The organism is Stenotrophomonas sp. YJH_SMC_73, assembly GCF_059370155.1.
Map to the genome: position 1 here is coordinate 40,233 of NZ_JCAFTJ010000001.1, position 20,840 is coordinate 61,072.

Genomic DNA, 20,840 nt, shown 5'->3' on the forward strand with positions numbered 1-20,840 from the left:
TGGAGCGGTCGGCCAGGCCGGCCGCTTTTCAGTCCGCGTACGGGTAGACCACCACGCGGTTGCGGCCCTGTTCCTTGGCCATGTACAGGGCCTTGTCGGCCAGCCGCAGCGCCTGCTCGGCATCGACATGGAAGCTGGGGAAGTGGGCCACGCCCAGCGACACGGTGATGGTGCCGACCGGCTCGAACGGATGATCGGCGATGTGCTGGCGCAGGCGCTCGCCGGCCTGGCGCGCCGAGTCGGTACTGATGCCCGGCAGCAGCAGCAGGAATTCCTCGCCACCGGCACGGCAGAGGATGTCGCTGTCGCGCGAGTAGCGGCGCATCTGGTCGGCGATATGGACGATGGCGGCGTCACCGACGTCATGGCCGTGGCTGTCGTTGATCGATTTGAAGCGATCGATGTCCAGCGCCAGGATCGCGAACGGAATGCCCTGCACCTGCAGCGCATCCAGCGCCTGCTGCAGGCCGCGGCGATTGAGCAGGCCGGTCAGCGGATCGGTACGGTTGGCGCGGTTGAGTGTGCCAATGCGGTCCTGCAGGGCGTTGAAGCTGTGCAGGACCGCTTGCTTGAGCTGGGCAACCTCGAAGTACCATGCGCGGATGCCGCTGACGTGGTTGATCGCGCTGCCGGTGTCCTCGCCACCCTGCACGTTGCGCGCCAGCTGCCACAGCGGCATCGAGATGCGCCGGGCGAACCACCAGGTGATCAGCAGTGACAGCAGGCCGAGCGGGATCGCGTTCCAGATCACCGCGGTCATCAACCGTGACAACGGCTGCAATGTGGCCTCGGTCGGCCGCTGGGCGATGATGCCCCAGCCGGTGGCCGGTACCGGCGCGTAACCGGCCAGCATCGACACGCCCAGGTTGTTACGGACCTGCTGCGCGCCGCGCTCACCGCGCACCACCGCCTTCACCGCCGGGTTGCCGACCACGTAGTCGCCGACCCGCTTGCCGTCGGCGTGGTACAGCAGGCGGCCATGGCGGTCGACCACGTACAGGTAGGAGCCGTCGCGGTAGTAGTGCTTGCCCAGCAGCGTATGCAGCGCGCTGCGCTGGCGCAGGTACAGGGTGCCGCTGACGTAGCCGCGATAGTGGCCCTGGCGGTCGAAGATCGGGTGCGACAGCGAGACCAGCAGCTTGCCTGTGGTCGACTGGTACGGGTCGCTGATCATCGGCTGGCGTGCAGCCAATGCGGCATTGTTGCCGACGCTGTGCAGGATCTCGCCCTGCAGCTGCAGGGTCTGCGGCGAGGTGGCGATCACCAGGCCGTCGGCGTCCACCACCAGCGAGGAATTGAAGCTGTTGGTCTGCAGCTGCAGGCGGCTGGCCTCGTCCTGCGCCTGTGCCGGATCGAGGTCACTCTGGCCGAGCCGGGTGGCGGCGTAGGCCAGCTCCTGCTGCGCGGCCAACAGGAAGTTCTGGGTGGTCTCGGCCAGCTTGGTGGCATAGACGCGGTTGGCTTCCAGGGTATTGCCGACCAGCTGGTCGCGCTGCACGCGGTAGCTGGCCAGCAGTGTATTGGCCAGGGCGATGATGGCGCTGAGCAGGGCCAGGGCGAGGATCAGCTTGCCCAGGTTGAGGCGGGGAGACAGCGTTCGCATGCGTCGACGGATCCGGCAGGAGGCTGGACCCGACCGGTTCTCCGGAAGGGGCGACAGCGGAATCGGTGGCCACGCCCGCAGGGCCGGGCAGGGTATCGGGCGGATTATCGCCAAAAGTCGGCGGCGGCAAAGTGAAGTGGGTCGCCCTGCAGGCAAAAAAAAACCTGCCGCAGCGAGCGGCAGGTTCCTTTCGATGCAATGCCGTGGATCAGCGCTTCATCGAGCCGAAGAACTCGTCGTTGGACTTGGTGTTCTTCATCTTGTCCAGCAGGAACTCCATCGCGGCCATTTCATCCATCGGATGCAGCAGCTTGCGCAGGATCCAGATCTTCTGCAGCAGTTCCGGCTCGATCAGCAGGTCTTCGCGGCGGGTGCCGGAACGGTTGATGTCGATGGCCGGGAACACGCGCTTTTCAGCGATACGGCGGCTCAGGTGCACTTCGCTGTTGCCGGTGCCCTTGAACTCTTCGTAGATCACCTCGTCCATCTTCGAGCCGGTGTCGACCAGCGCGGTGGCGATGATGGTCAGGCTGCCGCCTTCCTCCACGTTGCGCGCGGCACCGAAGAAGCGCTTCGGGCGGTGCAGGGCGTTGGCGTCCACGCCACCGGTCAGCACCTTGCCCGAGCTCGGCACCACGTTGTTGTAGGCGCGGGCCAGGCGGGTGATCGAGTCGAGCAGGATCACCACGTCCTTCTTGTGCTCGACCAGGCGCTTGGCGCGCTCGATGACCATTTCGGCCACCTGCACGTGGCGCGCGGCCGGCTCGTCGAAGGTCGAGCTGATGACCTCGCCGCGCACGGTGCGCTGCATTTCGGTCACTTCTTCCGGGCGTTCGTCGATCAGCAGCACGATCAGGTGCACGTCCGGATGGTTGGTGGTGATGGCAGTGGCGACCTGCTGCATCATCATCGTCTTGCCGGCCTTCGGCTGGGACACGATGAGCGAGCGCTGGCCCTTGCCCTGCGGCGCCATCAGGTCGAGGATGCGGCCGGTGATGTCTTCCGACGAACCGTTGCCACGCTCCAGGGTGAAGCGGCGGCGCGGGAACAGCGCGGTCAGGTTCTCGAACAGCACCTTGTTCTTCGACGCTTCGATCGGCTCACCGTTGATGGTGTCGACGATGTTCAGCGCGAAGTAGCGCTCGCCGTCCTTCGGGAAGCGGATGCGGCCGGAGATGTGGTCGCCGGTGCGCAGGTTGAAGCGGCGGATCTGGCTGGGCGAGATGTAGGTGTCGTCCGGGCCGGCCAGGTAGCTGGCTTCGGCCGCGCGCAGGAAGCCGAAGCCGTCCGGCAGGATTTCCAGCACGCCATCGGCGGCAACGCCGTCGCCGTGGCGGGTCAGCACCTTGAGCAGGGCGAAGATCACGTCCTGCTTGCGGGCACGGGCCACGCCTTCGGAGATCTGCAGCTGCTCGGCGATCTCCAGCAGCTTCTGTGCCGGCATGCGCTTGAGGTCGCTCAGCGAGTAGACCGGGAAGCCCTCGGGCACGTTGGCGTGCGGGCGCGGCACGAAGGGCTGCTGCTCGCCGCCGTCCTGCGGCATGCCGTCATCGCGGCCACCGCGGTTGCGGTCGCGGTCGCGACGGTTGCGGAAACGGTCGCGGCGATTGCCCTGGCCCTGCTGGCCGTTCTGGTTGTAGGGGTTGTTGTTCTGACCCTGGCCCTGGTGCTGCCCACCGCCCTGGTGGTTCTGCTGGCGCTGTCCGGATTCGCGGCCTTCGCCACCCTCACCGCCGCCGGAGGCGGGGGCTTCAGTGGCAGGCGCGCTCGGCGCGGGGGCGGCTGCAGCCGGTGCCGGCGCTTCGGGCGCGGCTGCCAGCGGCAGGGTCGGTTGCGCCGGAGCGGCGCTGGTTTCGGCGGCTGCCGGGGCGGCGGCCTTGCTCACGCGGGGCTTGCGCACGCGCTTTTCGGCGGGCGCATCGGCGCTGCCGGTTTCGGAAGTGTTATCGGACAAGAGCGTTATTCCTCGCTTGAAGGTGCGAGCGCCCGGCTGGGGCGGCGAACGTTGGGAATGGGTCTGGAAGAAACTGCGTCCAGAGGGTGCGGCACGCGAGCGCGGCCGGATATGCCGACACTATCATCGGCCTGCGGCGGCATGCAAGGGTCGCCGGGAACAGCATTCATGATGGACGCGGGGCGCCCGCCGGCAGCCGCGGGCAGCGGCTGCCGGGAACAGCAGGATCAGGCCAGGGCCTTGTCCAGCAGGCCGGCCAGCTGGGCCTTGCCCACCGCACCGATCTGCTCGCCGACCTTCTCGCCGTCCTTGAACACGACCAGGTACGGAATCGAACGCACGTGGTACTTGGCGGCCAGTGCGCGGTTGTGGTCGACGTTGACCTTGGCGATCTTGGCGCGGCCCTGGTAGGCATCGGCCAGTTCGTCCAGCGCCGGGGCGATCATCTTGCAGGGGCCACACCACTCGGCCCAGAAATCGACCAGCACCGGTTCCTTGGAATTCAGCACTGCGCTATCGAAGTCGGCGTCGCCGACATGTACAACCTTGTCGCTCATCTTGGTTTCTCGTCTTGGATTGCACCCGGCCATGCCGGAGGTGGGTGAACTGGGCCATGCCCGGTGGCGCGACCCTCGTCGTTGCCTCGCGGCGCACTGCCGCGGTGCGTTCGGCGGGATGCCTGGACGCTCACGGCCGGCAGTGTACCCCTATCGCAGGGCAGGGACAGGCGCCGGTTGGAACCCAGCGTATCGTGATCGCTTCGATGGCCGGTATGTGTCGGATTTCACTGTCTTCCTGTACATGGGGCTGGCAGTGGGCGACACCAGCGAACCCGGGCAGGCCGTTCAAGTCCGGTGTGGCTGGGTGAAGGTGGCGTCTCTGGACGCCATGAGACGCCGCATTCCGGTTTGCCTGCCCGAGTGCGGTAAACTGGGGCATTGTGCGGCGCGCGGACCGGTGGTCCCAGCCTGCCAACCCGCCGCAGGGGCCGCAGTTTGCGACGGTGCCCCTAGACGATGAAGTGCCAGCCGCCCCACGGGCCGGCGGCCATACCAAGACGGACTCATGAGCGACAAACCGCTGACCGATTTGACCTTCTCCTCCTTCGAGCTGCATCCGGCCCTGCAGGCCGGCCTTGAAGGAGCCGGATTCACCCGCTGCACCCCGATCCAGGCGCTGACCCTGCCGGTCGCGCTGCCCGGCGGTGATGTTGCCGGCCAGGCCCAGACCGGCACCGGCAAGACCCTGGCCTTCCTGGTCGCTGTCGTGAACCGCCTGCTGACCCGCCCGGCGCTGGCCGACCGCAAGCCGGAGGATCCGCGTGCGCTGATCCTTGCCCCGACCCGCGAACTGGCCATCCAGATCCACAAGGATGCGGTGAAGTTCGGTTCCGACCTGGGTCTGCGTTTCGCGCTGGTCTACGGTGGCGTGGATTACGACAAGCAGCGTGAGCTGCTGCAGCAGGGCGTGGACGTGATCATCGCCACCCCGGGCCGCCTGATCGACTACGTCAAGCAGCACAAGGTGGTCTCGCTGCATGCCTGCGAGATCTGCGTGCTGGACGAAGCCGATCGCATGTTCGATCTGGGTTTCATCAAGGACATCCGCTTCCTGCTGCGCCGCATGCCGGAACGCACCATCCGCCAGACCCTGCTGTTCAGTGCCACCCTCAGCCATCGCGTGCTGGAGCTGGCCTACGAGCACATGAACGAGCCGCAGAAGCTGGTGGTCGAAGCCGAGACCATCACCGCTGCGCGCGTGCGCCAGCGCATCTATTTCCCGGCCGACGACGAGAAGATCCCGCTGCTGCTGGGCCTGCTGTCGCGCAGTGAAGGCGCGCGCACCATGGTGTTCGTCAATACCAAGGTGTTCGTCGAGCGCGTCGCCCGCTCGCTGGAAAAGGCCGGCTACCGCGTCGGCGTGCTGTCCGGCGACGTGCCGCAGAAGAAGCGTGAGAGCCTGCTCAACCGCTTCCAGAAGGGCCAGCTGGAAATCCTGGTGGCCACCGACGTGGCCGCGCGTGGCCTGCACATCGACGGCATCAAGTACGTCTACAACTACGACCTGCCGTTCGACGCCGAAGACTACGTGCACCGCATCGGTCGTACCGCGCGCCTGGGCGAAGAGGGTGATGCGATCAGCTTCGCCTGCGAACGCTACGCGATGGGCCTGCCGGACATCGAGGCCTACATCGAGCAGAAGATCCCGTCCGAGCCGGTCACCAAGGAACTGTTGACGCCGCTGCCGCGCCCGGAACGCCCGGCCCCGGCTGCTGGCGAGGAAGGTGAGGAGAACGAGAGCGTCGGCCAGATCTTCCGTGAAGCGCGCGAAGCCCGCGCCGCTGAAGAAGAGCGCCGTGGTGGTGGTCGCAGTGGGGGCCGCTCCGGCGGTGGCCGTGGCGAGCGTCGCGACGGTGAGCGCAGCGGCGAGCGCCGTTCGCGTGGCCCGCGCAAGCCGCGCGTGGAAGGCGAGCAGGTTGCAGCTGCCCCGGCCGAAGGTGCTGAAGCCGCTGTCGCCCAGGCTCCGCGTCCGCCGCGCCCGCCCCGCGCCGAGGGCGCGCCGGAAGGTGCCGTGGATGGCGAGCGCAAGCCGCGCAAGCGCCGTCGTCGTCGCCACGGCCGTCCGGTCGAGGGTGGCGAGGGCGTGCAGGCCAACGCCGGCAACGGCGCCAGCCCGGTGACCCCGGTGCAGGTGGTGGCCAAGCCGGTGCGCACGGCGGCCGACAGCGGCGATTCGTTCCTGACCCGCATCGGCCGCAAGATCCGCCGGATGCTGTCGGGCAGCTGATCGGCGCTGCCGATCAGCGGGAAGCCCCCGACCGCTGGTCGGGTGGCTTTGAACGGTAGTGCCGGCCGCTGGCCGGCAACCCACATGGCTGCCGGCCAGCGGCCGGCACTACCGATCGGCGCCACCGTCTCCACGAGGTCGCGCCGCTCCTGCATAATCGGGGCATGAGTGTCCTGCGCTTCGACAATGTCAGCAAACAGTACGCCGGTGGCCACGAGGCGCTGATCGATGTCAGCTTCGAGGTCGCGCCGGGCGAGATGCTGTTCGTCACCGGCCATTCCGGTGCGGGCAAGAGCACCCTGCTCAAGTTGATCCACCTCGACGAGCGGCCCAGCCGCGGCGCGGTGGTGTTCGACGAGCGCAACCTGCTGAAGGTGCGCGGCGGCGACGTGCCCCGCCACCGACGCGCGGTGGGCGCGGTCTACCAGGACCACCGGCTGCTGATGGACCGCTCGATCGCCGAGAACGTGGCGCTGCCGCTGATCCTGCGCGGCACCCGCCGTGGCGACATCAGCAAGCGCGTGCGCTCGGTGCTGGAGCGGATGGGCCTGGGCCATCGCGAGAAGGCGCTGCCCTCGCAGCTGTCGGCCGGCGAGCAGCAGCGCGTGGGCATCGCCCGCGCCATCGTCGGCGAGCCCAAGCTGCTGGTGGCCGATGAGCCGACCGGCAACCTCGACCCGACCCTGGCGGCGGAGATCATGGCCCTGTTCGCCGAGCTGCCCTCGCGCGGCACCAGCGTGCTGGTGGTCAGCCACGACCTGCCGCTGCTGCGCCGCATGCGCAAGCGCGTGCTGATCCTCGACCATGGCCGGCTGGTGGATGACATCTCGCCGCAGGACCTGGCGGAGTAACCGATGGCGAAGAACGAAAACAGCGAAGCCGCCGCCCCCTCGCGCGTGGGCGTCTGGTTCCAGCACCACGTGCACAGCGTGGTGTTCAGCCTGGGCCGCGCCTGCCGCAAGCCATGGGCGACCCTGCTGACGGTGATGGTCATGGCGCTGGCGCTGGCGCTGCCGCTGGGCCTGTCGATCGCGCTGGACAACCTCAAGCAGTTCGCCGGCAGCGTGCAGCAGTCGCGCGACATCAACGTGTTCCTGAAGGGCAACGTCGATGCACCCGGCGCGCTGCGCCTGGCCGGCCAGCTGCGCGACCGCGACGACGTGGCCGAAGTGAACGTGCGCACGCCCGAGCAGGGACTGCAGGAACTGCGCGATGCCGGCCTGGGTGAGGCGATCGACGCACTCAACGACAATCCGCTGCCTTCGCTGCTGGTGATCACTCCCGGCCAGGGCAAGGACGACGCACGCCTGGCGCGCGCGCTGGAAAGCCTGCCCGAGGCCGATCTGGTGCAGCACGATGCGCTGTGGCGCCAGCGCCTGGATGCCTGGCTTGCCTTCGGTGCGCGGCTGGTGCAGGTGCTGTCGGTCCTGCTCGGCGCAGGTGCCGCGCTGGTGGTCGGCAACACGGTGCGCCTGGACATCCAGGCCCGCCGCGAAGAGATCGGCGTGCTGCAGCTGCTCGGCGCCAGCGATGGCTTCATCCGCCGCCCGTTCCTGTACCTGGGCGCGTGGTACGGCCTGGGCGCCGGCGCGGTGGCGCTGGCCCTGATCGGCGCTGCAGGTGCCGCCCTGCGCATGCCGCTGGCCGAACTTTCGCGCAGCTACGGCAGCCCGTTCGTACTGCACGGCCTGGACCTGCTGCACGGCGGCCTGGTCCTGCTCGGCACGCTGCTGCTGGGTTGGCTGGGCGCCTGGCTGGTCACCGGCCACTTCCTCCGCCAGACCCGCCCGACCGACACCTGAGACCGGCATGCAACCGCAAGCGCTGAAACACCTTGAAGGGCCCGCGACGCGGGTGATGGTGGTCGATGGCTCGAAGCTGGTGCGCAAGCTGATCGCCGACGTCCTGCAGCGTGACCTGCCGGGCGTGGAGGTGATCGGCTGCAACAGCATCGAGGACGCACAGCAGGCGCTGGCACAGGGGCCGGTGGACCTGGTGACGACCTCGCTGACCCTGCGCGATGGCGACGGCCTGGCGCTGGCGCGGATGGTGCGCGAAGCGGCCGGCCAGGCCTATGTGCCGGTGATCGTGGTCTCCGGCGATGCCCAGCAGCACCTGGAGCAGCGCCGCTTCACCGAGTACGTCACCGACTATTTCGACAAATCGCTCGGCCATGAAGCACTGGCGACCTTCATCCGCGGCTACGTGCAGCCGCAGACCATCCCCGGCGCCACCATCCTCTATATCGAGGACAGCCGCGTGGTGGCCGAGGCCACCAAGCGCATGCTGGAACGCCAGCAGTTGAACGTGCTGCACGTGGTCAGCGCCGAAGAAGCGTTCACCCTGCTCACCGCCGAGTCGCTGGGCCGCAGTCGCCACCGCATCGACCTGGTGCTGACCGACGTCACCCTGAAGGGCGAACTGAGCGGTCGCGACGTGGTGCAGCGCGTGCGCGTGGATTTCGGCTACGGCAAGCGCCGCCTGCCGGTGCTGGTGATGACCGGCGATGGCAACCCGCACAACCAGACCGGGCTGCTGCAGTCCGGTGCCAACGACCTGGTGCTCAAGCCGATCGAAGAACGGCTGCTGGTCACCAAGGTGCTGTTCCAGCTGAGGCTGGCCCGATTGAACGATGGACCTCTGTTGCGATGATGGATGAAGTAGCCGACACCCCGACGATCCAGCTGGAACCGAGCTGGAAGCAGCATGTCGGCGATTACCTGTTGCAGCCGCAGATGCGCGAGCTGTCCAGCTTCCTGCGCCAGCGCAAGGCCAGTGGCGCGGCGGTGTTCCCGCCCGGCCCGCAGATCTTCGCCGCGTTCGACGCCACGCCGTTCGAGCAGGTGAAGGTGGTGATCCTCGGGCAGGACCCGTACCACGGTCGCGGCCAGGCACATGGCCTGAGTTTCTCGGTGCCGCCGGGCGTGCCGGTGCCGCCGTCGCTGCTGAACATCTACAAGGAGATCGAGAGCGATCTCGGTATCCCGCGTCCGGACCACGGTTGCCTGATTCCGTGGGCGCAGCGTGGCGTGCTGCTGCTCAATGCGGTACTGACGGTGGAAGAGGGCAAGGCCGGTGCGCACCAGGGTCGTGGCTGGGAAGGCTTCACCGACCACGTGGTGGATGTGCTCAACCGCGAGCGCGAAGGGCTGGTGTTCATGCTCTGGGGCGCCTATGCGCAGCAGAAGGGCAAGGTGATCGACACCCGCCGCCATCGCGTGCTGAAGTCGCCGCATCCGTCGCCGCTTTCGGCCCATCGGGGCTTCCTCGGCTGTCGTCATTTCTCGATGGCCAACGAGTACCTGCAGCGCCGCGGCCAGGCCCCGATCGACTGGTCGCTGCCGCCGCGCTCGGTGCTCTGAGCGCCGGCTGGCGGCCGGGCCTGAACGCCGGACAACGTTCCCTGGCCTGAATGGGCCTCCAGAACGGCCCGTTCAGCTCCGCTTGACCGGAATCGGCCGGTTCCCGGCAGGTAATTGCTTGAATTCCAAGGGATTGTGAATCCCGAAAAGCATGCTCGCCACTGTCATCAAATCGCGCTACGGTAGGGCTCTGTTTGGGACCAGTGTTGCATCGATGGGATGCTGGAACTTTTTCCTCCTTTAGCAGTCCAAATCCCGGACTGCTAAGATGGGTGCCTATGAGCCAGAACACCTCTACTGCCCTTGTGGCAAACAATCTCCCGATTCCCAGTGCGCTCGGTTCGCTGGACGCCTACATCGGTGCCGTGCACCAGATCCCGGTGCTGTCGGTCGATGACGAACAGGACCTGGCCCGTCGCTTCCGCGACGGCAACGATCTGGACGCTGCCCGCGAGCTGGTGCATTCGCACCTGCGCTTCGTGGTGCACGTGGCCCGCGGCTACAACGGCTACGGCCTTGCCCTGGGCGACCTGATCCAGGAAGGCAACATCGGCCTGATGAAGGCGGTCAAGCGCTTCGACCCCGACATGGGCGTGCGCCTGGTCTCCTTCGCGGTGCACTGGATCCGTGCCGAGATGCACGAGTTCATCCTGAAGAACTGGCGCATCGTGAAGGTCGCCACCACCAAGGCGCAGCGCAAGCTGTTCTTCAACCTGCGCAAGTCGAAGACGCGCCTGGGCTGGATGAACGCGGCGGAAGTGAGCGCGGTGGCCAAGGACCTGAACGTGTCCGAGCGCGAGGTCATGGAAATGGAGTCGCGCCTGTCGGGTCGCGATATCGGGTTCGATGCGCCGACCGACGAGGACAACGAGCACGCGCCGCCGTCGCCGGCTGCGTTCCTGGTTGCCGATGACGAAGACCCGTCGATGGCCTACGAGCGCGAGGACAGCGAAGATAACCAGATGCAGCTGCTGCGCGAAGGCCTGGCGGAACTGGATGCCCGCTCGCGCGACATCATCCGCCGCCGCTGGCTGGACGCGGACAGCAAGGTGACGCTGCAGGAACTGGCCGACGAGTACGGCGTGTCGGCCGAGCGCATCCGCCAGGTTGAAGCGAACGCGCTGAAGAAGATGAAGGCGCTGTTCACCGCGTAAGCGGGGTGGCGTTGGATTGAAGAAAGGCCCGGCGGAGATGCCGGGCCTTTTTGTTTCTGGAGCGCATCCACGCATGGCATGGATCAATCCTGACGCCAGGGTGGCAGCTGCGCCGACCGGAGCATGCGCTGGACGCTGATTTTCACGCCGTACCACTCGGTGGCACGGTATGATCATGTCACGTGTCTTCCGCACTCGAAGCTTCAACCGCAGTACACGACGTTCTTCACTGACCGATAGAGCCTTGTGCCGCGCGGTGGTGGAAATGCGTCAAGGACTGATTGATGCAGATATAGGGGGCGGCCTTCTCAAAAAGCGGGTGGCGCTGCCGGGCCGCGGAAAGCGCGGTAGCGCCCGCGTTATTGTCGCAACTAGGGTGGGGCACTACTGGTTCTTTCTCTTCTGCTACGAGAAGAACGCGCGCGCGACCATCAGTAGTGCGGAACGGGACGCCCTTCAGCTGTATGCGTCTGAGTTCTTGAGAATGAGCCCTGAACAGTTGGACAGGGCAGTTATCTGCGGAGAACTGCAGGAGATTTGCCATGACAAAGACGGTTGAACATGGACGTGCAAAGAGTGCGATCCTCGATGCGGTGCATGAAGGCGCGGCGGGCCTTTACGCCAGCGGCTTCATCGACAAGCGGCGCATGAGCATGTACGAGGCGCTTTGTCTGAGGCCTGTGCCCGAATACAGCAGCGCCCAGATCCGTGCACTTCGCACGTCGTTGGAACTTAGCCAGCCGGTGTTCGCAGGTGTGCTCAACACCAGCGTTTCGACAGTCCGTAGCTGGGAACAGGGCGGGAAGAAGCCGAGCGGGCCGTCGCTGAAGCTTTTGAACCTGATTGATCGGAAGGGTCTCGAAGCAGTCCTGTAAAGCAAAGGCCCGGCAATGCCGGGCCTTTGCTTTACTGTGGTATTCAATCCGCGCCATGCATGGAAGCGGGGGTGTGCCTCACCCCTCGCGTGCGATCGCGCGCCAACCGATGTCGTTGCGGTGGAACGCGTTGGCCCAGCTCACCTTGGCCACGCCGGCATAGGCATTGGCCTGCGCGTCGCGCACGCTGTCGCCCAGTGCGGCCACGCACAGCACGCGACCGCCCGCACTGACCACGTGGCCCTGCGCATCCAATGCCGTACCGGCATGGAACACCTTGGCACTGGCCGGCACGTCGTCCAGGCCGGAAATCACGTCACCGGTGATCGGCGCTTCCGGGTACGGCCTGGCCGCCAGCACCACGCCCAGCGACGGGCGCGCGTCCCACTGCGCTTCGACCTCATCCAGGCGACCATCGATAGCCGCTTCCACCAGCTCGACCAGGTCCGACTGCAGGCGCAGCATCACTGGCTGGGTTTCCGGGTCGCCAAAGCGCACGTTGAATTCGATCACCTTCGGTGCGCCGCTGGCATCGATCATCAGGCCGGCGTAGAGGAAACCGGTGAACGGGATGCCGTCGGCGATCATGCCCTGCACGGTGGGGTTCACCACCTCGCGCATCACCCGTGCATGCACCTCCGGCGTCACCACCGGGGCCGGCGAATAGGCGCCCATGCCGCCGGTATTCGGGCCGGTGTCGCCGTCGCCGACGCGCTTGTGGTCCTGCGAGGTGGCCATCGGCAGCGCATGCACGCCGTCCACCATCGAAATGAAGCTGGCTTCCTCACCGTCGAGGAATTCCTCGATGACCACGCGCGCACCGGCATCGCCAAACGCGTTGCCGGACAGCATGTCACGCACCGCGTCCTCGGCCTCGGTCAGGCTCATCGCCACGATCACGCCCTTGCCGGCGGCCAGGCCATCGGCCTTGACCACGATCGGTGCGCCCTTCTCGCGCACATACGCCAGCGCGGCGTCCACGTCGCTGTGCACGGCGTAGTACGCGGTGGGGATGTTGTGGCGCGCCAGGAAGTCCTTGGCGTAGGCCTTGCTGCCTTCCAGCTGCGCGGCGGCGGCGGTTGGCCCGAAGATGCGCAGGCCGGCGGCGCGGAAGCGGTCGACCACGCCGGCCACCAGCGGTACTTCCGGGCCGACCACGGTCAGCGCTACGCCTTCGGCCTGGGCCAACGCCAGCAGGCCGTCGATATCGGTCACCTTGACTGCCACGTTGCGGCACGTGTCTTCGCTGGCGGTACCGGCGTTGCCGGGCGCCACGATCACTTCGGTGACACGGGAGGACTGGGCCAGCTTCCATGCCAGGGCGTGTTCGCGGCCGCCAGAGCCGATGACGAGGATCTTCATGGGACAGGGTTCTCGGGTACGGAAGAGAAAAGCCGGGCAGGGCCCGGCTTGGTGATGCGGATCAGTGGCGGAAGTGGCGCACGCCGGTGAACACCATGGCCAGCCCATGTTCGTCGGCGGCGGCGATCACTTCGGCATCGCGCATCGAACCGCCCGGCTGGATGACCGCCTTGATGCCGGCGGCTGCAGCGGCATCGATGCCATCGCGGAACGGGAAGAAGGCGTCGGAGGCCATCACCGAGCCCTCGACCACCAGGTTCGCATCGGCGGCCTTGATGCCGGCGATGCGGGCCGAGTACACGCGGCTCATCTGGCCGGCACCGACACCGATGGTGCGGTTGTCCTTGGCGTAGACGATCGCGTTGGACTTCACGAACTTGGCGACCTTCCAGGCAAACAGCAGGTCGGTGAACTGCTTGTCGGTCGGCGCCAGCCTGCTGACCACCTTCAGTTCGTCGCGGGTCATGCCGCGGTTGTCCGAGGACTGCAGCAGCAGGCCCGAGCCGACGCGCTTGCTGTCGAAGTTGTTCAGGCCGTCGCCGTGCGGGATGCGCAGTACGCGCACGTTGGCCTTCTTCTGCGCGTACTCCAGCGCGGCCGGCTCGTAGTCCGGGGCGATCAGCACTTCGACGAACTGGCGATCGAGGATCACCTTGGCGGTGGCGGCATCCAGCGGCTTGTTGAAGGCGATGATGCCGCCGAAGGCGCTGGTCGGGTCGGTGGCGTAGGCCAGCTCGTAGGCATCGCCGTTGCCGGCACCGACGGCCACGCCGCACGGGTTGGCGTGCTTGACGATGACGCAGGCCGGCGCATCGAACTGGCGCACGCATTCCCACGCCGCATCGGCGTCGGCCAGGTTGTTGTAGCTCAGCTCCTTGCCCTGCAGCTGCTGGAAGGTGGCCAGCGTGCCCGGCACCGGGTACAGGTCGCGGTAGAACGCGCCGCTCTGGTGCGGGTTCTCGCCATAGCGCAGGTCCATCACCTTCACGAAGGTGGAGTTCATCTGCGCCGGGTACTCGGCACGGGCCGGCACGGCGGCGTCAGTGGCGGTGACCGCCGACAGGTAGTTGCTGATCGCCGCATCGTACTGGGCGACGCGGTTGAACGCGGCCACCGAGAATGCGAAGCGGGTGGCCGCCGTCAGCTGGCCGTTGTTGGCCTCCAGCGAGGCCAGCAGCTCGGCGTACTGCGACGGATCGGTGGCCACCGCCACGCGGGCGAAGTTCTTGGCAGCCGAGCGCAGCATGGCCGGGCCGCCGATGTCGATGTTCTCGACCGCGTCGGCCAGGGTGCAGTCGGCCTGGGCGGTGACCGATTCGAACGGGTACAGGTTCAGCACCAGCAGGTCGATGGCACCGATGCCGTGCTCGGCCATCACCGCATCATCCAGGCCGGAACGGCCCAGCAGGCCGCCGTGCACCATCGGGTGCAGGGTCTTGACCCGGCCGTCCATCATTTCCGGGAAGCCGGTAACCTCGGCCACGTCCTTCACGGCCAGGCCCGCATCGCGGATCGCCTTGGCGGTGCCGCCGGTGGACAACAGCTCCACGCCGCGTGCCGCCAGCGCAGTGGCCAGCTCGACCAGGCCGGTCTTGTCGGAAACGGAGAGGAGGGCCCGGCGGACGGGCAACAGATCAGCAGTCATGGGACAGAATCGGCAGCGGAGCGGGGCCGATATTGTAGGCGGTGGGGGCCGGTGGCGGGCGCCGGCGGGGAAAATCGACCCGCACCCACGGCCTGTGGCCGCCTTCAGCACAGCCTGGCCGGGGGCGGTCCGCAAGCAATTCGATGGGGCGCGCTGCTCCAATCGGGTAGGCTGTGCCGGAACTGCCAAGGATCAGCGGGTTCGGATCGTGTCGATCTATGCATTGAAAGGACGTTTTCAGGACCTGTTGCGTCCGGCCGTACGCGGTCTGTACCGCATGGGGATCACCGCCAATGCGGTGACCGTGACCGCGGCCGCGGTCTCGCTGCTGGTGGCTGCCGCCGTCTGGTGCTGCGCGCCGGCCCAGCCCCTGCTGTACCTGCTGCTGCCGCTGTGGATGCTGCTGCGCATGGCGCTCAACGCCGTGGACGGCATGTTGGCCCGCGAGTTCGGCCAGCAGTCGCGGCTGGGCGCCTATCTGAACGAGCTGTGCGATGTGATCGCCGACGCGGCGCTGTACCTGAGCCTGCTCAGCGTGCCGGGCGTGCGCCCGGAAGTGCTGTGGCTGCTGGCCTGGACGGCGGCGCTGAGCGAGTACGCCGGGGTGCTGGGGCTGATGGTCGGTGCCAGCCGCCGCTATGACGGCCCGATGGGCAAGAGTGACCGCGCCTTCGTCGTCGGCGTGCTGGGTCTGCTGCTGGCGTCTGAGTGGGTTGGCGCGATGACGGTCACTGGCGTGGCTGCGGCCATGGCGGTGCTGTGCATGCTGACCATGATCAACCGCGTCCGTCGCGGACTGCGGGAAACGGCGGTTTCGTCGAATTAATCAAGCAGATACAAAAAGACAATCAGGAGATTGCATGCGTCAGGCGCAGGAACGGGAATTCCACAGCTTCGACCAGGTACCGCTGTTCTACCGGTACTGGGCGGGCACCACCGCAACCCCGGCCACCCAGGCCATCGTGCTGCTGCACCGCGGCCACGAGCACTCCGGGCGCGTCACCCACCTGGTCGATGAGCTGGACCTGCCCGACACCGCCTTCTTCGCCTGGGATGCGCGCGGCAATGGCCGTTCGCCGGGTGCGCGTGGCGATGCACCGGGCTTCCCGGCGCTGGTGCGCGACCTGGACAGCTTCATCGCCCACATCGGCGCCGAGCACGGCATTGCGGTGGAAGACATCGTGGTGATCGCGCAGAGCGTAGGGGCGGTGGTCGCCGCGACCTGGGTGCACGATTACGCGCCACGCCTGCGTGCGCTGGTGATGGCTTCACCGGCGTTCAAGGTGAAGCTGTACGTGCCGTTCGCGCGGCCGGGCCTGGCCTTGATGCAGAAGCTGCGCGGCAACTTCTTCGTCAACAGCTACGTCAAGCCGCAGTGGCTGACCCATGACCCGGCGCGGGTGGAAAGCTACCGTACCGATCCGCTGATCACCCGGCCGATCTCGGTGCGCGTGCTGCTGGGCCTGTACGAAGCGGCCGACCGCATCGTGGCCGATGCGCAGGCGATCAGCGTGCCGGTGCAGCTGCTGGTGTCCGGCTCGGATTTCGTGGTGCACCGTGGCCCGCAGGATCGCTTCTATGAGCGCCTGTCCAGCCCGATCAAGGAGCGGGTGCACCTGCCGGGCTTCTTCCACGACACGCTGGGCGAGCGCGATCGGGCACCGGCACTGGCGCGCATCCGCAGCTTCATCCAGGCGCGTTTCGCCGAACCGTTGCGCGAGCTGTCACGGCGCGACGCGCACCGCCATGGGCCGACCTTCGAAGAGTCGGAGATCCTGGCCTGGCCACCGGAACGCAACAGCCTGGCCGACCTGCGCTGGCGCGTGGTACGTGGCGGCCTGCGCTTCGGCGGCACGCTGTCCGAAGGCATCGCGCTGGGCCTGCAGACCGGTTTCGATTCCGGTAGCACGCTGGACTACATCTACCGGAATGAGGCGCGCGGCAAGGGTCCATTGGGGCGGATGGTCGACCGCAACTACCTGGATGCGATCGGCTGGCGTGGCATCCGCGTGCGTGGCCAGCACCTGCAGGAACTGCTGCGCGACGCCGCACAGCGCCTGCGCGGGCAGGGCACGCCGGTGCGGGTGCTGGACGTGGCCGCCGGCCATGGCCGCTATGTGCTGGAAGCACTGGGCCAGGGCGAGCAGCGCGCCGACCGCATCGTGCTGCGCGACTTCAGCGATCTGAACGTGCCCCAGGGCCAGGCGTTGATCCAGCGCCTGGGCGCGGCCGACATCGCGCGCTTCGAGCAGGGTGATGCGTTCGACCCGGCACAGCTGGCCAAGGTCGATCCAGCGCCGACGCTGGCGGTAGTCTCGGGCCTGTACGAACTGTTCCCCGACAACGACGCCGTGCTGCGCTCGCTGCAGGGCATTGCCGCAGCGGTGCCAGTGGGTGGCTACCTGGCCTATACCGGCCAGCCTTGGCACCCGCAGCTGGAATTCATTGCCCGTGCCTTGACCAGCCACCGCGGTGGCGCGGCGTGGGTGATGCGCCGCCGTACCCAGCAGGAGATGGACGAGCTGGTGCGCCTGGCCGGGTTCGAAAAGGTGGCGCAGCGTATCGACGACTTCGGCATCTTCACCGTATCGCTGGCGCGCCGGACCGCGTGATGGCGACGCTCGCCGCATCCCCACTGGCCGCAGAGGGGCGCCCCTGGCGGCGCGCCCTGTTGTGGCTGGCCCTGCTGGGTCCGTTCTTCTTCGCCAGTTATGGCTTCGCCAACTGGATGGCCGGCCGCCACGCCACCCTGCCGGTGATGGCGTTCGGCTGGGAGACCCGCATCCCGTTCGTGCCATGGACCATCGTGCCGTACTGGTCGATCGACCTGTTCTACGCGGTCTCGTTCTTCCTGTGCCGGCAACGGCTGGAGCTGGACCGGCACGCATTGCGGCTGTTCAGCGCACAGCTGATCGCCGTGAGCTGCTTCCTGCTGTGGCCGCTGCGCTTCAGCTTCGAGCGTCCGCAGATCGGCGGTGTGTTCGGCTGGCTGTTCGATGTGCTGCTGGGCTTCGACAAGCCGTTCAACCAGGCACCGTCGCTGCACATCGTGTTGCTGATCGTGCTGTGGGTGAAGTTCGCACAGTACCTGCACGGGGTGTGGCGCTGGGTGCTGCACGCGTGGGCGCTGTTGATCGGCGTCTCGGTGCTGACCACGTTCCAGCATCACTTCATCGATATCCCGACCGGCCTGCTGGCCGGCTGGTTGTGCGTGTGGCTGTGGCCGGAGCAGGGCACGCCACCGCTGCGTGCATGGCGCACGGCACGTGATGCCAAGCGCTGGCGCCTGGCAGGGGTGTACCTGCTGGGGGCCGCTGTACTGCTGGTGCCGGTGGTGCTTCTGCGTGGCGCCGCGTTGTGGCTGCTGTGGCCGGTGGTGTCGCTGCTGCTGCTGGCGCTGGCCTATGCCGGGCTGGGTACCGCGGTGTTCCAGAAGCGCGCCGATGGTCGCCTGACCATGGCGGCACGCTGGCTGCTGGCGCCGTACCTGGGCGCAGCCTGGGTCAATTCGCGGCTGTGGACGCGGCGTGCGCCGCAGCCGGTGCCGGTGATGGATGACGTGTGGCTGGGACGCATTCCCTGTGCTGCGTTGCCAACACCGCTGGTCGGCGTGGTCGATACCTGTGCTGAACTGTCCTGCCGCGCGCCGGGCGCGGCGTATGCCAGCGTGCCGATGCTGGACCTGGTGGTGCCCACGCCGGAACAGCTGCGCGAGGCGGCCGATGCCATCGAGCGTCTGCGCGTGCAGGGGCCGCTGCTGGCGTGCTGCGCGCTGGGCTATTCGCGCAGCGCCGCCAGCGTCGCCACCTGGCTGCTGCGCAGTGGTCGTGCCGCCGATGCGAACGCGGCAGTGGCGATCGTGCGGGCTGCACGCCCCGGCATCGTGCTGCACGCGGCGCATCTGCATGCCATCACTGCTGCGGCAGGAGCGCGCGCATGAGCACGGTTCCCGATCTGGTGACCATGCACCTGCTGCTGCGCCAGGGGCGTTGGCCGGCGCTGCTGTCGCTGGGCATGTTGCTGGTGGCACTGCTGCTGCTCGGCACCGAGCCGGGGCTGGCGATGATCGCTGCCGGCCTGTTGCTGCTCAGTGTTGCCGCGGGCATCGCACAGGCCTACCACGCGTGGCGGGTGGGGCTGGATGCCAGCCTGCTGCAGCTGCTGCGCGATGAAGGACTGGAGGGCGAAGCCGCCGCACGCCGCATCGATCAGCTGCTGCACGACAGTGGCCTGCGCCGCGCGTCGCCCGATGCGCCACTGCGTGGCTGGGATGCGCGCTGGTCCGGCATGCGCCGCCTGCTGCTGCGCCAGTACCTGCTGACCGCAGTGCAGTTCGCACTGCTGGTGCTGGCCGTGGTGTGGCCGCAGACGTGAATGGGAGTGACCGATGTTTGCCGAACTGATTGCCCGCGCCTGCAGTGGCGCGATCCATGTGGTGACCGGCGCACGCGCGCTGTGGATCGGTTGCGCGCCGTCCAGCGAGCGCCGCGTGTACTACGGCAACCACGCCAGCCATGGTGACTTCGTGCTGATCTGGTCATCGATGCCACCGGCACTGCGGCGCCAGGTGCGCCCGGTGGCCGCGGCCGAGTACTGGCAGCGTGATGGCCTGCGTCGCTACCTGATCGATGCGGTGTTCAACGGTGTTCTGGTCGAGCGCGAGGCCGGCCATCGCCAGCAGGACCCGTTGCAGGTACTGCGCGATGCGGTGGACGAAGACTGCTCGCTGATCCTGTTCCCGGAAGGCACGCGCAATATCGGCGATGAACCGCTGTTGCCGTTCAAGAGCGGCATCTACCACCTGGCGCGGCAACGGCCGGAGCTGGAGTTCGTGCCGGTATGGATCGACAACCTGAAGCGGGTGATGCCGAAGGGGCGGTTCCTGCCGTTGCCGCTGCTGTGCACGGCCACCTTCGGCATGCCGCTGCGGCTGCAGGCCGACGAGGACAAGGCCGCATTCCTGGCCCGCAGCCGGCAGGCGCTGCTGGACCTGGCGCCGAATGGAGGTCGTGCATGAGTTTCGTGCTGGATGTATCTGGCGATCTGGCAACGCAGAGTGTCGGCCAGCAGACCGGCCTGCTGTTTGCCGGCGTCGGCGCGGTGCTGGTGCTGGCCACGCTGGTGGCCGAGACCCTGCGCTGGCGCCAGCGCGGTCAGCCCAGCGCGGTGATCGCCAACCTGGTGTCGCGTATCCGTGCATGGTGGGTGATGGCGATCGTGGTCGGGCTGGCGCTGTTCTTCGGCCGCGCCGGGGTGATCGTGCTGTTCGCGATCATTTCGTTGTTCGCGCTGCGCGAGTTCATCACCCTGGCGCCGACCCGTTCAGGCGACTACTACGCGCTGCTGGCTGCGTTCTACATCGTGCTGCCGTGGCAGTACTACCTGGTGTGGATCGACTGGTACGGCATGTACACGCTGCTGATCCCGGTCTATGCGTTCCTGTTCCTGCCGATCCTGTCGACCATCGGTGGCGATACCACGCACTACCTGGAGCGCACCGCGAAGGTGCAGTGGGGGTTGATGATCTGCGTGTTCTGCATCTCGCACGTGCCGCTGCTGCTGAACCTGCACGTGCCCGGTCACGACCCCTCGCGCAACGTGCTGCTGTTCGCCTTCCTGGTGATCGTGGTGCAATCCTCGGACGTGTTGCAGTACATCTGGGGCAAGCTGCTGGGCCGGCACCTGATCGCGCCGAAGCTGTCGCCGTCGAAGACGGTGGAGGGCTTCGTGGGTGGCGTGCTGAGCGCCAGCGCGCTTGGGGCGGCGCTGTGGTGGATCACCCCGTTCACGCCGCTGCAGGCGTTCGGCCTGTCGCTGCTGATCAACCTGATGGGATTCTGGGGCGGCCTGGTGATGTCGGCGATCAAGCGCGACCGTGGGATCAAGGACTGGGGCCACATGATCGAGGGCCATGGCGGCATGCTCGACCGGCTAGATTCGGTGTGCTTCGCCGCGCCGGTGTTCTTCCATGTGGTGCGGTACTACTGGAAGGCGGGCGGCGGCGGGTGATCCCGCCGGGGCTGCATCCACGCATGGCGTGGATCTACCGGTAGTGCCGGCCGCTGGCCGGCAACTGCGACATCCTGCCATCGTTCATG

At 67.4% G+C, this 20,840-nt stretch carries 19 protein-coding genes; 14 read left to right on the top strand and 5 right to left on the bottom strand.

Annotation, left to right across the window (positions count from 1 at the left end):
• Nucleotides 1-28: 28 nt before the first annotated feature.
• The 3 genes from AC5P8R_RS00190 to trxA all read right to left on the bottom strand — a co-directional run bounded on the left by AC5P8R_RS00190 (nucleotide 29) and on the right by trxA (nucleotide 4,114).
• Nucleotides 29-1,603 (bottom strand): sensor domain-containing diguanylate cyclase, encoded by a 1,575-nt coding sequence (locus tag AC5P8R_RS00190; RefSeq protein ID WP_032961682.1) that lies wholly within the window; start codon nucleotides 1,601-1,603, stop codon nucleotides 29-31.
• A 208-nt stretch (nucleotides 1,604-1,811) separates the two neighbouring features.
• Nucleotides 1,812-3,557, bottom strand: coding sequence for a transcription termination factor Rho (gene rho, locus AC5P8R_RS00195; RefSeq protein ID WP_046429862.1), 1,746 nt, complete (start codon nucleotides 3,555-3,557; stop codon nucleotides 1,812-1,814).
• A gap of 227 nt (nucleotides 3,558-3,784) precedes the next feature.
• The gene (gene trxA, locus AC5P8R_RS00200) at nucleotides 3,785-4,114 is read right to left on the bottom strand and encodes a thioredoxin (protein WP_005411275.1); all 330 of its coding nucleotides are present in this window, start codon (nucleotides 4,112-4,114) and stop codon (nucleotides 3,785-3,787) included.
• Nucleotides 4,115-4,622: 508 nt separating this feature from the next.
• On the opposite strand from trxA, the gene rhlB reads away from it, so the two are divergent.
• The 8 genes from rhlB (at nucleotide 4,623) to AC5P8R_RS00240 (ending at nucleotide 11,735) form a co-directional block, all read left to right on the top strand.
• Nucleotides 4,623-6,344 (top strand): ATP-dependent RNA helicase RhlB, encoded by a 1,722-nt coding sequence (gene rhlB, locus AC5P8R_RS00205; protein ID WP_049439326.1) that lies wholly within the window; start codon nucleotides 4,623-4,625, stop codon nucleotides 6,342-6,344.
• 164 nt (nucleotides 6,345-6,508) lie between these two features.
• Entirely contained in the window at nucleotides 6,509-7,195 is a 687-nt protein-coding gene (gene ftsE / locus AC5P8R_RS00210; RefSeq protein WP_014648630.1) for a cell division ATP-binding protein FtsE, read from the top strand.
• A gap of 3 nt (nucleotides 7,196-7,198) precedes the next feature.
• Entirely contained in the window at nucleotides 7,199-8,146 is a 948-nt protein-coding gene (gene ftsX / locus AC5P8R_RS00215) for a permease-like cell division protein FtsX (RefSeq protein ID WP_032961674.1), read from the top strand.
• Between the two features lie 7 nt (nucleotides 8,147-8,153).
• Nucleotides 8,154-8,996, top strand: coding sequence for a response regulator (locus AC5P8R_RS00220; protein ID WP_014648628.1), 843 nt, complete (start codon nucleotides 8,154-8,156; stop codon nucleotides 8,994-8,996).
• Nucleotides 8,993-9,706, top strand: coding sequence for a uracil-DNA glycosylase (ung, locus tag AC5P8R_RS00225; protein ID WP_014648627.1), 714 nt, complete (start codon nucleotides 8,993-8,995; stop codon nucleotides 9,704-9,706). The genes AC5P8R_RS00220 and ung overlap by 4 nt, the downstream gene beginning before the upstream one ends.
• A gap of 278 nt (nucleotides 9,707-9,984) precedes the next feature.
• Nucleotides 9,985-10,860, top strand: coding sequence for an RNA polymerase sigma factor RpoH (gene rpoH / locus AC5P8R_RS00230; protein WP_005411269.1), 876 nt, complete (start codon nucleotides 9,985-9,987; stop codon nucleotides 10,858-10,860).
• Between the two features lie 175 nt (nucleotides 10,861-11,035).
• On the top strand, nucleotides 11,036-11,419 hold the full coding sequence (locus AC5P8R_RS00235; RefSeq protein WP_041864299.1) for a type II toxin-antitoxin system RelE/ParE family toxin: 384 nt from the start codon (nucleotides 11,036-11,038) through the stop codon (nucleotides 11,417-11,419).
• On the top strand, nucleotides 11,403-11,735 hold the full coding sequence (locus AC5P8R_RS00240) for a helix-turn-helix domain-containing protein (protein ID WP_014648626.1): 333 nt from the start codon (nucleotides 11,403-11,405) through the stop codon (nucleotides 11,733-11,735). Before AC5P8R_RS00235 ends, AC5P8R_RS00240 begins: the two co-directional genes overlap by 17 nt.
• Before the next feature lie 78 nt (nucleotides 11,736-11,813).
• Here the strand turns inward: AC5P8R_RS00240 and purD are convergent, their stop codons facing one another.
• Both purD and purH read right to left on the bottom strand, forming a co-directional pair.
• On the bottom strand, nucleotides 11,814-13,097 hold the full coding sequence (purD, locus tag AC5P8R_RS00245) for a phosphoribosylamine--glycine ligase (protein ID WP_014648625.1): 1,284 nt from the start codon (nucleotides 13,095-13,097) through the stop codon (nucleotides 11,814-11,816).
• A 61-nt stretch (nucleotides 13,098-13,158) separates the two neighbouring features.
• Nucleotides 13,159-14,742, bottom strand: a complete 1,584-nt coding sequence (gene purH / locus AC5P8R_RS00250) for a bifunctional phosphoribosylaminoimidazolecarboxamide formyltransferase/IMP cyclohydrolase (RefSeq protein ID WP_014648624.1) — start codon at nucleotides 14,740-14,742, stop codon at nucleotides 13,159-13,161.
• A 208-nt stretch (nucleotides 14,743-14,950) separates the two neighbouring features.
• Here purH and AC5P8R_RS00255 point away from each other — a divergent pair, with 208 nt between their 5' ends.
• From AC5P8R_RS00255 to AC5P8R_RS00280, 6 genes are read left to right on the top strand one after another with little or no spacing between them, the layout of a single operon-like run.
• Nucleotides 14,951-15,568: a CDP-alcohol phosphatidyltransferase family protein gene (locus AC5P8R_RS00255; protein ID WP_014648623.1), complete on the top strand. Its 618-nt coding sequence runs from the start codon at nucleotides 14,951-14,953 to the stop codon at nucleotides 15,566-15,568.
• A gap of 34 nt (nucleotides 15,569-15,602) precedes the next feature.
• Nucleotides 15,603-17,354 (top strand): bifunctional alpha/beta hydrolase/class I SAM-dependent methyltransferase, encoded by a 1,752-nt coding sequence (locus AC5P8R_RS00260; protein ID WP_014648622.1) that lies wholly within the window; start codon nucleotides 15,603-15,605, stop codon nucleotides 17,352-17,354.
• Between the two features lie 23 nt (nucleotides 17,355-17,377).
• Nucleotides 17,378-18,682, top strand: a complete 1,305-nt coding sequence (locus AC5P8R_RS00265) for a phosphatase PAP2/dual specificity phosphatase family protein (protein ID WP_169411616.1) — start codon at nucleotides 17,378-17,380, stop codon at nucleotides 18,680-18,682.
• Nucleotides 18,679-19,116: a hypothetical protein gene (locus AC5P8R_RS00270; RefSeq protein ID WP_014648620.1), complete on the top strand. Its 438-nt coding sequence runs from the start codon at nucleotides 18,679-18,681 to the stop codon at nucleotides 19,114-19,116. Before AC5P8R_RS00265 ends, AC5P8R_RS00270 begins: the two co-directional genes overlap by 4 nt.
• 13 nt (nucleotides 19,117-19,129) lie before the next feature.
• On the top strand, nucleotides 19,130-19,759 hold the full coding sequence (locus AC5P8R_RS00275) for a lysophospholipid acyltransferase family protein (protein ID WP_495222886.1): 630 nt from the start codon (nucleotides 19,130-19,132) through the stop codon (nucleotides 19,757-19,759).
• On the top strand, nucleotides 19,756-20,751 hold the full coding sequence (locus AC5P8R_RS00280; protein WP_014648618.1) for a phosphatidate cytidylyltransferase: 996 nt from the start codon (nucleotides 19,756-19,758) through the stop codon (nucleotides 20,749-20,751). The genes AC5P8R_RS00275 and AC5P8R_RS00280 overlap by 4 nt, the downstream gene beginning before the upstream one ends.
• Nucleotides 20,752-20,840: the final 89 nt, after the last annotated feature.

Coding starts and splice junctions, on each gene's coding strand:
- AC5P8R_RS00275 (WP_495222886.1), top strand. CDS start 19,130: ATGTTTGCCGAACTGATTGCCCGCGCCTGCAGTGGCGCGATCCATGTG.
- rhlB (WP_049439326.1), top strand. CDS start 4,623: ATGAGCGACAAACCGCTGACCGATTTGACCTTCTCCTCCTTCGAGCTG.
- AC5P8R_RS00240 (WP_014648626.1), top strand. CDS start 11,403: ATGACAAAGACGGTTGAACATGGACGTGCAAAGAGTGCGATCCTCGAT.
- ftsX (WP_032961674.1), top strand. CDS start 7,199: ATGGCGAAGAACGAAAACAGCGAAGCCGCCGCCCCCTCGCGCGTGGGC.
- AC5P8R_RS00280 (WP_014648618.1), top strand. CDS start 19,756: ATGAGTTTCGTGCTGGATGTATCTGGCGATCTGGCAACGCAGAGTGTC.
- rpoH (WP_005411269.1), top strand. CDS start 9,985: ATGAGCCAGAACACCTCTACTGCCCTTGTGGCAAACAATCTCCCGATT.
- purD (WP_014648625.1), bottom strand. CDS start 13,097: ATGAAGATCCTCGTCATCGGCTCTGGCGGCCGCGAACACGCCCTGGCA.
- ung (WP_014648627.1), top strand. CDS start 8,993: ATGATGGATGAAGTAGCCGACACCCCGACGATCCAGCTGGAACCGAGC.
- ftsE (WP_014648630.1), top strand. CDS start 6,509: ATGAGTGTCCTGCGCTTCGACAATGTCAGCAAACAGTACGCCGGTGGC.
- trxA (WP_005411275.1), bottom strand. CDS start 4,114: ATGAGCGACAAGGTTGTACATGTCGGCGACGCCGACTTCGATAGCGCA.
- AC5P8R_RS00260 (WP_014648622.1), top strand. CDS start 15,603: ATGCGTCAGGCGCAGGAACGGGAATTCCACAGCTTCGACCAGGTACCG.
- AC5P8R_RS00235 (WP_041864299.1), top strand. CDS start 11,036: ATGTCACGTGTCTTCCGCACTCGAAGCTTCAACCGCAGTACACGACGT.
- AC5P8R_RS00190 (WP_032961682.1), bottom strand. CDS start 1,603: ATGCGAACGCTGTCTCCCCGCCTCAACCTGGGCAAGCTGATCCTCGCC.
- AC5P8R_RS00220 (WP_014648628.1), top strand. CDS start 8,154: ATGCAACCGCAAGCGCTGAAACACCTTGAAGGGCCCGCGACGCGGGTG.
- purH (WP_014648624.1), bottom strand. CDS start 14,742: ATGACTGCTGATCTGTTGCCCGTCCGCCGGGCCCTCCTCTCCGTTTCC.
- AC5P8R_RS00270 (WP_014648620.1), top strand. CDS start 18,679: ATGAGCACGGTTCCCGATCTGGTGACCATGCACCTGCTGCTGCGCCAG.